This window comes from Ruminococcus sp., assembly GCF_016283395.1.
The window spans coordinates 208,044-221,653 of sequence record NZ_JAEEMU010000032.1; the positions used below are offsets into that span (position 1 = coordinate 208,044).

The 13,610-nt window shown below is 40.0% G+C and carries 7 protein-coding genes; 1 reads left to right on the forward strand and 6 read right to left on the reverse strand.

The features are described 5' to 3' along the window. Positions 1 to 233 precede the first annotated feature (233 nt). From QZZ41_RS01530 to QZZ41_RS01550, 5 genes are all read right to left on the reverse strand, one after another. Positions 234 to 1,241 (reverse strand): kinase, encoded by a 1,008-nt coding sequence (locus tag QZZ41_RS01530; protein WP_295067126.1) that lies wholly within the window; start codon positions 1,239 to 1,241, stop codon positions 234 to 236. Between the two features lie 20 nt (positions 1,242 to 1,261). Further along, entirely contained in the window at positions 1,262 to 1,924 is a 663-nt protein-coding gene (locus QZZ41_RS01535) for an SIS domain-containing protein (RefSeq protein WP_295067130.1), read from the reverse strand. Positions 1,925 to 1,938: 14 nt separating this feature from the next. Then, a complete protein-coding gene (gene gmhB, locus QZZ41_RS01540; protein WP_295067133.1) occupies positions 1,939 to 3,255 on the reverse strand; it encodes a D-glycero-beta-D-manno-heptose 1,7-bisphosphate 7-phosphatase in 1,317 nt (438 codons plus the stop codon). A 297-nt stretch (positions 3,256 to 3,552) separates the two neighbouring features. Further along, entirely contained in the window at positions 3,553 to 3,909 is a 357-nt protein-coding gene (locus QZZ41_RS01545; RefSeq protein ID WP_295067136.1) for a hypothetical protein, read from the reverse strand. 509 nt (positions 3,910 to 4,418) lie between these two features. Next, complete coding sequence (locus QZZ41_RS01550) at positions 4,419 to 4,943, reverse strand: TetR/AcrR family transcriptional regulator (RefSeq protein WP_295067139.1); 525 nt, start codon at positions 4,941 to 4,943, stop codon at positions 4,419 to 4,421. Between the two features lie 164 nt (positions 4,944 to 5,107). On the opposite strand from QZZ41_RS01550, the gene QZZ41_RS01555 reads away from it, so the two are divergent. Continuing rightward, complete coding sequence (locus QZZ41_RS01555; protein ID WP_295067142.1) at positions 5,108 to 8,761, forward strand: MMPL family transporter; 3,654 nt, start codon at positions 5,108 to 5,110, stop codon at positions 8,759 to 8,761. Positions 8,762 to 9,258: 497 nt separating this feature from the next. Here QZZ41_RS01555 and QZZ41_RS01560 read toward each other — a convergent pair whose 3' ends face one another. Then, complete coding sequence (locus tag QZZ41_RS01560) at positions 9,259 to 13,482, reverse strand: lectin-like protein (RefSeq protein ID WP_295067144.1); 4,224 nt, start codon at positions 13,480 to 13,482, stop codon at positions 9,259 to 9,261. Between the last annotated feature and the right edge of the window lie 128 nt (positions 13,483 to 13,610).

Sequence of the window (13,610 nt, forward strand, 5' to 3'; positions counted from 1 at the left end):
GATAGGGTGGTTTCTTTTTAGGCGGTTACGTTTTAAAACTACCAATCTGTCTATAAAACTTAGAATACTTGATGGATTATCTCCACTTTCAAGAAATGCTGCGACAACAAGTCGGCAATTTAATTCATTATGAATTATTCTACAGTAATGAAATAATGATGTTTTCCTACCTGATGATTGAGGAAAAGGTAGTCGAGGCATAATAAATAAGACAGTATGTTTATTTATAGTTATTATTCTTCCTTCGGTTCATAGCTTTCAGGACTATAATGAATCACTTTTGTTCCACCATCTTCAAATTTGAATGGAACATGAAGCAAATCTTTCATAGCCTCCATGACCGATTCTTTCTTATCAGGTGTTACATAAAATACAAGGAAACCGCCGCCGCCAGCACCAAGAAGTTTGCCTCCAAGTGCACCAGCAACAATTCCTCTCTCGTATATCGCATCTATACTATTAGTAGTTATCGCTCCGCCTGTCTGTCGTTTCAGTTTCCACGTAATGTCAAGCAATCTTCCAAAATCATCAAGATCAGAATACTTATCCTCAAGAATAGCTTCTGCATCATCAACAAGAGCATACATCTGCTGAAGTTGTTTAATCTTCTCAGCATAGCCTATAGCATTTGCTTTTTGCATATCAGAACTAAACCTAGTAAACCCAGTAAAGAACATCAACAGGTTATCATTAAGCTGCTTCTTACGATCAGGATGAATTATGATAGGTCTAACATCGTATGTACCGTCTTTATTAAATTCAATACGATTCATGCCACCAAAAGCAGCGGCAATCTGATCTTGCCAGCCTCCTGCTTCCTGACACATTTCACGCTCTAAATAAATGGCTTCATCTGCAAGTTTTTTCTTATCAGCGTACTTCCCTTTCAAGCAATAAAAGGCATTCAACATACCAACCGCAAATGAGCTACTCGTACCAAGACCTGAACGAGCAGGAAGATCTGCTTCATAAGTGAGACGAATCTGATGCATATCAAGAAACTTCATAGCATTTCGAATAGCAGGATGCTGAATATCATCAACAGAAGTAACGCGCTCAGTTTTGGCGTATGAAAGCTCAGTACTATAATCAAAGAATCTCGGCAAGTGACGAACATTTACATAACAATACTTATCAAAAGTCGTAGAGAGTACAGCTCCACCATACTCTCTGAAAAAGGATTCCATGTCTGTGCCACCGCCAAAAAAAGACATTCTAAAAGGTGTTTTTGTAATAATCATGTGTTTACTTCTCCATTTCTTTATTCAGCGTTTCCAAAGAACTTGTCTTCAAGCATTAAGCACCAGCAATGATAAACCGGCAGATGCAATTCCTGAATCATGTAAGTCTCTGTTTCCGGAACTTTAACAGTTACATCAGCAAATACTTCCAACTTGTTCTCTTTATGTCCAGTTAAACCGATAACTTTCAAACCTTTAGCTTTTGCTATTGTAGCAGCATAGAGAACATTCTTGCTGTTGCCCGATGTGGAAATGCCCAAGAATACATCTCCTGCATTACCGAAGCCATTGACCTGCTGTGCAAAACAGAGAAGCGGCTCAACATCATTCATATAAGCAGTCGTCAAAGCAGGATGTCCGTCCAAAGCAATAGCAGGCAAAGCACCTTGCAGATTCTTACCGAGAGTTTCACCCATCTCCGAATCAACAGATTTTAACTTTTCACACATCTCTGCTGAAAGGTGTCGCTGCATCTTGAATCCTTTCATCAATTCACCTACAATATGCTCAGAATCTGCTGCCGAGCCACCATTTCCGGCAACAAGCAGCTTTCCGCCATTCTCGTAGGATTCTTCCATTATCAGGTAAGCATTGATAAGATCTTCCCTGCATTCAGATAACACGGGGTATCTTTCAATCAATAAATCAATGTGTTTTTCAAGACGCTTTTCTAATATTCTCATAACAATTCCTATCCTTATAAAATTTCTTCAATTATAATCAGCAGGCTTTCGGCTGTTTTTTCTTGTCCGAAACTATCTGTCCCAATCAAAGCTGTATGACAACCGGCATTAATTCCGGCTTTCACATCATTTTCGCCATCACCTATCATCCAGGATAGACCTAAATCAATATTAAAGTCCTTCGCTGCCTGGATTAACATTCCAGGTTTCGGCTTTCGACAATCACAGTCGAACTTTAACTCTGGAATCTCACCTTCGTAGCCTTTGTGCGGATGATGCGGACAATAATATAATCCATCAATATAAGCGCCCTGCTTTCCGAGCAAGGTCTCCATTTTATTGTGAATCAAGTCAAGTTCGTCGACTTTAACTTCTCCTCTTGCGATAACTGGTTGATTGGTCACAACGATACAAAGGTAACCAGATTCATTAATACGCTTGATTGCCTCTGCAACGCCATCTATCAACTCAAACTCATTAATGTCTCTGAGAAAGCCAACATACTTATTGATCGTACCATCACGATCCAAGAAGATAGCCTTCTGCGGATGAGAAAGGTTCTTTGTCTTGACTACACCATTCTGGAAGTCACGAGATACAGAGTGATACCTTTCAGGTGTTCCCATGTCTTTGACATACTCAGGGCTGTCATAAGCAACCATTTTTCCTGTTCCACACAGCGGTTTCAAAATCTGACGATCGAGATCAACCTTTACAATCTTTCCGTTCACCTCAGTACCAACGGTTGCGGTTTCTATTCCACTCATGTCCAATGCTTTCGGATTAATCACATGAAGTCCTGCATTGACACGGTTTTTATAGTATATTGGGCGATTGTCCTCTTTAGTAAGCCAAGCGTTCACAAAATGATTTTCATCAGCAATTATCAGACCGCTGTCATAAGGATGTGAATTCGGATGTGTGAAAAGAGTTACAATCGCATCGTGGGAGCGATGATAATCAACCATGCGGTTGAAGTCAACATCAAAAACAGCATCAGCGTTCAAAAGCAGGAAGTCCTCTTCGCCAAGCCAATCTCTCAGTTTGAACAGAGCACCGGCATTTCCAAGAGGAGTTTCTTCCACAAAGTATTCGATTTTTACACCGAACTTACTGCCGTCACCGAAGTGATCCATGATTTTGTCTGCCATATACGAAACTGTAAGCATTATCTCAGTAAAGCCCTGATCTCTCAAACTCTCTATTTCCCATTCAAGCACAGGCTTTTCTGTACCATCAGCAGCCTTGATCGGAATCAGCGGCTTTGGTATATCCGGGAACAACTCGGAAATTCTTGTTCCCTTACCTCCCGCCATGATTACTGTTTTCAAATTATCAACTCCAATACTATTCACTCTAACAATAAACAGCCTCTGTGTTCAACAGAAGCTATTACTTTTATATGCTTTTTTTGCATTGAAAATAAAGTGCATTTGTTTTAAGCGAATTTCCTAGTTCAATCTTTTTTTCTGTCAATATCTAAACTTGCTTTAATCCAGTTTATATCTTCCATATAGTCATAATCATAATCTTTTTATTATACTGTTAAACTTTTCCTTTTCAAGCCCCTTAAACTTCATGACAACTATCGAAACGAACAGGAAAAGCATATACGCTGCAGCACCTACCTAGCCAAGTCTTGCTTCTGCCGATAACAATGTATAAAAACTCAGCAGCGATACAGCATAAGTTATATTTCTTACAGCCTTACTATTTGTGTATAAGAACACGCCCGAAGTACAAGCAAAAAGAATAACGCTCAGACCTGCATACCAGTTAAAATGCTGAATAAGACCATATGATATTTTATTCTCCATAGTATGAGTAGTATCCAGATAAGCTTCAATAATATAAATTTCACCTGTCTGCAAAGCCGCCACAGTTGATTGAATAATAGTAACTATGACAAATACACTGAGAATACTTTTCCTCAGCTGTTTGCTCTGTATCATAGTGCCTGCAAGCATAAGACTGAAATATCCCACAAAATTAAAAAACCATTCGTCATAATCGAAACCATGCCATGTTGCCTGTTTGTTTATAGAAAAAACGGCTGATAAAAGCGCGAATGTAAACAACAGGAAATAAAGCAGATCGGACAAATAGTATTTTATATTCTGATGCCTCAAAAAATGTGTGATAAATGCAAATATACCCAAATATCCTGCCATTTCAACAATTATGGGCTGACTGACAAAAGCATGGGAATAGAATTCATCAAAGCTCTCCGTGATAGGGAGAGCAAGCATTACAGCTATTATGAAGTAGTAAAAGAATCATTCAGAAGTGATTCTTTCAAGAACACTGGATACTCGCTTTTTTATTTCTTCCACACAAATACTCCTAATCATTTTTCTTCTTTTATATTAAAAATACCATTTTATTATACACTAAAAAAAAATAAAAATCAAGTCCTGATAAAAGTATCCTGCTCTATTTTGTGGTGTATACACAAAATGGAGCAGGATAGAATTAACGTCTCAAATTTTTGTTTTTATATCTTTTCAATCAGATTCTGTATGATATTGGCAATTTCTTCAGATGTTTCATATTTTTCTGAAGTAAGCCATTTACGTATGATAGAATATGTGCCAAAAATAACGAACTCCTTGACGTATTCTTTTCTGTAGCCAGAATATTCAGGCGAGATCTGTTCATCAAGTTTCTGTGTTATAAGCGAAAGAGAAATCACTCTTTCAAAGAAACCATTATCGAACGCGTATTTTAGAAGGGCTTTACATGATTCGCGGTGAGTGTCGATGTATGTCAATATCATCTGCAAACTTACAGGGCAGTCTTTTTCAAGCAGACTTTTTTCAAGTTCATTGATGAACTCTGCCTGCATATCGTTCATAAGATCATATGGACTTCCGTAGTATTTATAAAAAGTAGTACGGTTTATCTCAGCTTCATTGCAAAGCTGATAAACAGTTATCTTTTCTATCGGTTCATGCTCTAAAAGCCTGACTAAAGCTTCTTTCAGAAGTTTTTTTGTTAATCTTATACGCTGATTCTCCATATTGATCACCTCAACAAATATCAGAAAAAGTGTTGACTTTACAACTGATACATACAGTTCTGTACGCTACACACCATCATCGAAATAAACAGTCGGTTGACTTTGCATCCGTTATGTGTTAGAATTATATCATAAAGATTATTCATTGTCAAGAGGTGCTTTAATTGAAAAAAATCGCTGATTTTATTGTTGAGAAAAAGATAATTATTTTGGTAGTCGTGCTGCTTATTGCAGGAATGTGTGGTATCTTGATTCCAAAGGTGGATATCAATACTGACATGACCAAATATCTTCCCGATGATTCATCAATGAAGATAGGCATGGACATTATGGACAAGGAGTTCCCTGTTGCCGAAGAGGATCACACTATCCGTGTAATGTTCAGACGGCTTACTGATGAACAGAAAGCTGAGATGCCTGATAGGCTGTCTCAGATAAAATATGTTTCGAATGTAGATTACAAAGAAGGCGACGAAGACTATAACAAAGGCGAGTACACAAAATATGTGCTCCATACCGACTATGATTACGGAACTGCTGAAGAAGCAGACATAGAACATACTCTTGAGTCTGATTTTACTCAAAACGGCATGAAATATAAGAACGACAGTTTAGATAATCCTAATATGCCTCTATGGGTAGTTATCACCGCAGTAGCCCTGATCATGCTGATCCTTATTGTCATGAGCGGTTCATGGGTAGAACCATTCCTGTTTCTGTTCACTATTGGCATTGCTGTTGTAATAAATATGGGCACGAATATATTCTTAGGTGAGATATCAGATAAGACTTTCTCAGTAGCTTCTATATTACAGCTTGTACTTTCTATGGATTATTCCATTATTCTTATAAGCCGTTACCGTCAGGAGCTTAAAAAGAACAGTAATAAGAAGTTTGCCATGAAAGCGGCTATAACAGGAGCATTTTCTTCGATTTCAAGCAGTTCGATAACAACTGTTGTAGGATTGCTTGCACTTGTGTTCATGAGCTTCAAGATAGGCTTCGACATGGGCGTTGTACTTGCAAAAGGTGTATTTCTCAGCGTTGTGTGTGCGTTTCTTGTTCTTCCGGGACTTATTTTGCTTTTCTCAAAGGCTATTGAGAAAACCGCCAAACGTTCACCGAATATCCAAACAGGTGGTCTTGCAAAGCTTTGCAATAAAGTAAGACTTCCTCTTACTTTATGCTTTATTGCTCTTTTTGCCGGTGCATATATACTCCAGAAGCAAACATTGATCTCATACTCAATGCCAACAGCTGATCCGATAGCTGATATATTCCCGACAAAAAGCACAGTTGTAATGGTGTACGAAAATCAGGACGATGATAAAGTCACAGCCATAGCAGAAGAACTTGAGAAACTGGATAATGTAAAGAGTGCGGCAAATTACTCAAATATGCTTGCAAAACAGCATACAGCTGCAGAAATGGTAGATGCTATAGATGATCTGTCAGGTATTATGGGCGGCGGCAAAAAGCGTGATATTGAAACCGACGAGAGTATGTTCAATATGCTCTACTACAAGTACTTTGACGGTGAGATCGGAAAGATGACAGCAAGTGAGTTCATGCGCTTTATTGCTGATGATGTCATAACAAATAAATCTTTTAGTGCATATTTAGATGATGATATGAGCAGTAATGCAGATATTATCAAGAATCTTTCAAGCAAGGATAATCTTGAGAAACCTTTGACATCAGCAGAACTTGCAGATCTGCTTAGTATGGATTCAGAGCAGACTGATAAGCTTTTCATGTACTACTTTATGCAGTCTCCCGAAGCTAAAACACGTCCGATAACTATAAATGAATTCGTTGATTTCATTATTTATGATATTGCAAAGGATCAGACATATGCAGAAATGTTTACTGAAGAGACTCTCTCTCAGATGAAGATATTGCAGGACATAACAGATCAGGATAAAGCAAAGCAGATAAAAACAGCTGCTGAACTTGCTGAGGTGCTTGGCATAGAAGAAAACACCGTAAAGCAGCTCATTACATATTATTACACAAAGCAGGACGGATATGAGCCTGATTCAATTAATATAAAAGCACTTGTTTCATTCATCAATGAGGCTTCTAAGGACGAAAGCCTTTCGGCATATTTTACTCCCGAAACAAAAGCACAGACCGAGCAGCTTGCAGTGTTTACCGACAGAGAGAGTATTACTAAGGAGCAGGATGCAACAAGTCTCGGAAAAATGCTCGGAATGGACGAAAACTCTGTAAAGCAGTTAATTGTTATGAGAAACGGCGAAGAAGCAGCAGAAACGATATCTGTATATGACTTTGTTGATTACATTCTTACCGATGTAATGCAGAATACCGAGGCAGCATCACAGTTCGACGCAGCAGCCTTACAGAAACTGGGAACTCTCAAAAGCATCATGGACATGACAATAAGCGGAACAGCTCTTCCGTATGCTGATGCGGCAAAAATGTTCGGTATGGAAGAAGCTGCAATGAAACAGCTTTACATCATGAATGAAGCCAATGCGGATAAGCTGGAGATCTCGATGCATGATATGGTAACTTTCCTCAGTGCTGGTAAAAATGAACTTTCCTCAATGGCTGATGCAGAAATGCTGACTAAAATTGATATGCTGAAAAGCATTATGGATGCTTCTGCAGCAGGGACAGAATTCGATGAAAACAGCATTGCAGCATTAATAGGATTTGAGCCTGATAAGGCACATCAGCTCCTGATGCTTTATGATATAATCAGAACCGACAGTGAATACAAGATGTCAGCAAAGGGATTTGTGGAATTCCTTACTAACGCATTACTTGCCGATGAAACAATGGCACAGAATTTTGGCGATGAAGATAAAAAACAGCTTGTGAGCTTTTCAAAGATAATCACCGCAGTTACAAACGATAAACCTTATACAAGCAAGGAAATGTCAGCTTTATTCGGTGACATGACAGATGATATGGACGAGGATAAAATGTCGCTCATGTATCTTTATCATGATGCGAATGCAAATTCTGACAATACAAAGACTTTGTCCGTTGAACAGCTTATGAACTATCTTAGCGATACACTGATATATGATGACACGTTCAAGGCTGTACTTGATGATGAAATGATCGCCGATATCAAGCAGTCCGCTGCAGATCTGAATGACGGTATCAGACAGCTTAAAGGCGATAACTATTCAAGACTTATTCTTTCGGTAACTATCCCGGAAGAGGGCGAAGAAACAAATGCTTTTTATAAACTGATAAATAGCAAATGTAATGATCTTAATGGTGATTATCATTTGATCGGCTCTTCTGCAATGAACTATGAGATGGGTCAAACATTTGATAAAGAGCTTCTGCTGATAACTCTGCTTACTGCAGCAGCTATATTCCTGGTAGTTCTTATTACTTTCCGTTCTGTAGGCGTGCCGGCAATACTTGTTCTTCTTGTACAGTGCGGTGTATTCATAACGATTACAGTCGTAGGTTTTCAGGGATATAGCATCAATTATCTTGCGCTTCTGATAGTTCAGTGCATACTTATGGGCTCAACGATAGACTATGGTATTCTATTCAGCAATTATTACCGCGAAGCTCGAAGGACCAGCAAACGTGCGGAAGCACTGAAACAGGCTTATGCAGGCTCAATGCATACTATCCTGACCTCGGGACTTATAATGGTGATCGTAACCGCAATATTCGGACAATGCTATGGAGAACCTACAGTCGAACAGATATGCCAGACGCTGTCAATAGGTGCCGCAAGTGCAATTCTGCTGATAGTATTTATTCTTCCCGGAATTCTTGCCTGCCTTGACAGATTTACAGCTGGACGAAAAAGACTGAAATAAAACAGGATCATATTCTGGTATGCTGATAATACAAGCATATGTAATCCCCCCAAAGGCCTCGCATAACTGCGAGGCTTTTTCGGCTGATTTGTCATAGCATAAGGCATATTATATCGTGTTCTGTTGGAAATATAGATCAAAACTTGCTATATCATTCAATATAAATCAGAAAAAACTGTTCGGATAACTTTTTGGGGGTTTAAGCTAAAATTCTGAAATCGGCATTTTATATTGATAAGTAAAACTGTATATCGAAGTTGTAAATGCAGTTGACTGGCTGCTTGGAAACGCTTAATACAAAACGAATGACCGCCCATTGTGTGAATGGGCGGTCATCATGTTATACGTTGATTTATTATGCTAAGTGGTCTTCGAAACCATAAGCTGTAACATAGTAGTTTTAGAGCATATTGGCACAAATCAGAAATGTGGATTTTTAGCAAGAAATAAGCAAGAACACTCTAAGCCTATGCTTTTTCTCAATACTCTTTCATCAATTATTCTTTTTCCTTTTTATTTCTGATAACTAATGTTACACCGGCAGCTGTCATAAGAGAAGCAAGAACCGCAACAAGTCTGAATGAGATCGGATAGCCTGTTGCAGGCATGGTAGTATCGCCGACTGTGCCGTTTTCTGTTGTAGTAGTTGCAGCTGCGGAAGTTGTTGTAGATGTGGTAGATGTTGTTGTGGTGGTTGTAGATGTCGTCGTAGTTGTCGTTGTAGTAGTTGTTGTTGTCGTTGTAGTAGTTGTCGAAGTTGAGGTCGTTGTTGCAGTTATAGGACCGTTTCCGCTGAGATCATAATTATATCCGCTAAAGTCCTTGACAGTACCCTTTGCAATAAGCTTGCAGCCGCTGTTTACGGTAATTTTCGTATCAGGAGTTATTATAAGCTCAAGATCATCGGGAACTGTTACGTCCTCAACGATGTTTATGTTTCCGAAAATGTAAAGCTTCATATCCTTGCCATAGCTTGCAGCGTCAGCGATCGCACCTCTGATATCATCGTAACATTCACCATTACTGAACATTGCCTTGACATTCTTTGAAAGCTGAGTACAGTCGAGAAGTCCGTGGCAGGTCTCGCAGAACGAAGCCCTGACAGCACCGTGATCTTCTCCCGGAACTTCAAGAATGAAGTTTTCGCCCTTGCACTCATGCTTGTCTACAATGGCAACAGGTACACGCTTTTCGGTTTCACCGTTTTCAGCAACAGCACAGATAGTTGCTCTTACGCCAGCCTTTTTAGGTGTTACCTTAACGACTGCATCACTATTCAGTGTGATGACTCCGTCTTCGCCGACTGTATAGTCTCCGTTGATGACTTCTATATCGAAATCATCACTTAACGTTTCGCTCTGTGCATTTACATTTGCAGAAGGTGCATACTGTATAGTGCCGTCGGCTCTGACAACATAGAACCTAACTCTTCCGCCGCCTTTAGGTGTATTGATCTTCCAGTAGATGTCCTCACCTAATGTATAAACGTTATCTAATATTCCTGTTTTGTCACAAACTGATAATACGAAATGATTATATGCGTTGATCAAATCACTGATTGATGTTGCAGAATTAACGTTTTCTATAAATACTCCTATGTTATAGATAGTATTCAGATCATCAGCTTCGTCTACCTGACCGAGTGCCCAGCCTACCATATCTCTTGACAGATTTTGCAGCAGATCCTGTTCGTATTTTTCTGCAAGCTCAGGTGAAATATCAGTTATCTCGACCTCGTGGGGGATAGTTGTGGTAGAGTCCTCAAGAGTTGCAACGTCCACACACCTTAGAACGTGCGCAACAACGATACTGTTAAGTATCGACTTATATACAGTTGCTGCGAAATTGACAGCGATTCCTTCCTCTGATCTTGAACAGCAGGTCATCAGTGTTAAAATGTCAGCCGCAATTTTCTGATCGTTGAGTTCCTGTTCCAGTATCGATTTCCAGATATCATGGATAGTTATCTCAGCTACAAGCTCATCACCCGGATCAAGCTCATCAAGTAAGTAGCTCTTATTTAATGACACATCCTGAAGATTTGTGTATTGTATTTTTGTTCCTATAAGTTTTCCGTCGCGGAATTTTTTTACAGTAAGCTTTGAATCCTGAGTGAAGCCGAAAACAGTATGCTCAATATTATAAATAGGCTTGTCGGAAACATTGATAAAGCTTATTTTCACAGGATAATCCTCATTATAGAATGAAAACCTTGGAAGGGTTATCTTCATTTTCAGTGCATCTCCTGCATATACATGGAGCGTATTCTTTGACTTGAAGTTATATGTGTATTCCTCACCATTGCTCCAGCCCTTGAGATCTGCTGTCAGGTCATAGTCACCTGCTTCGTCTCCGCGGAGATACCAGTGTACAATACATGGTTTGCCGAATTCAAGATCATCAATTTCCTGAACTCTTTCGCAGTTCATCAATGTAAGTCCCTTGGGAGAATTCAATGTTGCAGTACAGTTTGTGAGGGCAGTACTCGAACTGTCCTTGTTGATCATGATGAGCTGTACATCATAGAATTCCTTGAGCCACTTGCACTCGCCCTTGATGACCATGTACATCTCTTCATGTTCTGTCTCATAATATCCGATTACCTTTGCAGTCTCATTGTTAACTTTAATAGTCGGAGCTATAGTTACTGGTTCGCTTTTTCCTGAGACAGGCTTTACTTCGTACTTGTTTATGATGATAGCCTCTGCCTCAAATGTCATTTTTACCTCATACTTGAAGACATGATAGTTATCAGGATCTTCGAGATCAATGCCTGCTTTCTTTATATCATCAATTTTCATCTCCGTTACAGTCATTTCTCCGTCAATATCGAGCTTATGGGGCGCAGGCGGAACAGGCTCTGTAACAGTTGTAGGATCTGCGATTACAACTGAAGTTGTGGTAGTGGTGGTTGTAGTAGTTGTAGTGGCAGGTGCTGGTTGAGTAGCTGTTGTGGTCTCTGTAACAACATTTTCAATGTCAATGCGGAGCTCGCCGCTCTCATCAAGTGAGACCTTGCCGTTTACGCCTACATTTTTCAGATACGGAGTGATAGAGCTTCCGTAGCCCAACTTAGCAAGACCGCTGGTAATAACGCCTGACTCCTCGGCATATACGGTCAGATTTGCACTTGATATCTTATCGGTGAGATTTATCTTTTTGCCGGCCGGGATGTATATACCGCCGTTCTTGCCGTTGACGGAGATGCTTCCCTTGAGATTTATGGGAATACCTGCTGTGCAATAAATACCGTAGCTTTTATCGCTGTTGATCTTACCGCCGCTGATATTTATGGTACCGTTGTTTGAAGTTGAATAGATACCGGGACCAAGATCTGAGTATATCTCCGAACCAGTAATATTCATCGTACCTGAATATGAACCTGTTGTATAAACAGCAGCTGTCACACCAGGGCTGGAGTTTGTATGCTTGCTGGTATTTTTAAGTACACCGCCTGCAAGATTTGCAGTACCGCTGCTTGATCTGAGTGAAAGCGGATTGCTGTAATAAGATGTAACTGTACCGCCGTAGATGTCAAAGCAGCCGCTGCCATTTACGCCTATCGTACCTGAATCATAGCCTTGTTCATTTCCGTTGATAGTGCCGCCGTATACAGTGAGCTTACCGTAAACATCAAGAACCGAACCGCCGCTTGTATCATTGATAGTACCCTTCTTTTCAGGATCGCTGTCTCTGATGATCACGTTACCGTAACAGTTGATACATTCGATATCAACTGTATGTCCGTTGAGATCAATATCGAGGAACTGATTTACATTGACACCCGCAGCCTTGATATCGCAGCCAAGCTTATAAAAGCCAGATGTCGGGAAGCTTGTTTCATCAGTCCAGAGGGGATATTCCGCAATAGCTTTGCCGTCTTTTTCCAGAACAAAGCCAAAGTTTCCGGTGCCAAAGAAAGTATCTCCGGGGCTTTCGGCACTTTCGTTTATGTCGTCCCATTTTCCAATCTGTCCGCCGAATGAAGTAAACTCTTGTCCGTAAATAAGGACGGTATTCTGATTTCCGAAAGAATTGTTAGGCGTATTTGGGTTCCAGTTGGTGTAATCGAGTTTTTCGCCTGTTACCCAGCAGAATTCTTCCTTATCGTTCTTTTTCAGACCAATCCAGTAATTGTTCTTGATATTTGACTGACCGCGAATAAGAGCCTCAACCTGAGCCTGCTCCTGTTCAGAGGTGATAACAGCAAGGTGACCCCCCTTGCTCTCGCAATAAGTCTCAGCCTCCTGCCATGTCATACCATCGTTGATTATCTCGTAATTAGCAGGATCGGGATAATAGCTCCACTCCACATCGCCCTTATAAGGCAGACTCATCGTATTCGCGCCTGTTGACACCTGTTCATAATATTTGAGTATGATCTCAGCGTCACGGAGCGTTATATTTCCGTCAGCGTCAGCGTCTGCTGTGGTAAGGTCGATAGAAGTATCATCGCCTTTGGTCACATACTTTTCGATAATACTTGCGTCAACAGCGTCGATTTTTTTGTCGTTATTAGCATCACCGCACTTTGGCTCTGCAATATAATTTTCCCACCACTTTACGTTGTTTGGTGACACGTCGGTCATCTTTGATGCATTGGATTCCGCGGCAATCGCATTAAACGGGACTGCTGCAAGTATCTGACTGCCTGCTACAGCAGAAGCAGCAAGCACAGACAAAACTCTTGTCCTGATTTTCTTGTGTTTTTGTTTCCACATTTCAAAAACCTCCTCGTGATTATTATTAATTTTATGCGTATTATAATTCTGTCTGATATACTTAATGTCTGTACAAATTCTCTTACATCGAAAAGAATTTGCGTGCCTTGAACTGCATTCACGGCAAT

What these genes read in the sequence shown, in the direction of transcription:
- QZZ41_RS01530 (WP_295067126.1), bottom strand. Translation starts at nt 1,241, where the DNA reads ATGATTATTACAAAAACACCTTTTAGAATGTCTTTTTTTGGCGGTGGC.
- QZZ41_RS01535 (WP_295067130.1), bottom strand. Translation starts at nt 1,924, where the DNA reads ATGAGAATATTAGAAAAGCGTCTTGAAAAACACATTGATTTATTGATT.
- QZZ41_RS01550 (WP_295067139.1), bottom strand. Translation starts at nt 4,943, where the DNA reads ATGGAGAATCAGCGTATAAGATTAACAAAAAAACTTCTGAAAGAAGCT.
- QZZ41_RS01560 (WP_295067144.1), bottom strand. Translation starts at nt 13,482, where the DNA reads ATGTGGAAACAAAAACACAAGAAAATCAGGACAAGAGTTTTGTCTGTG.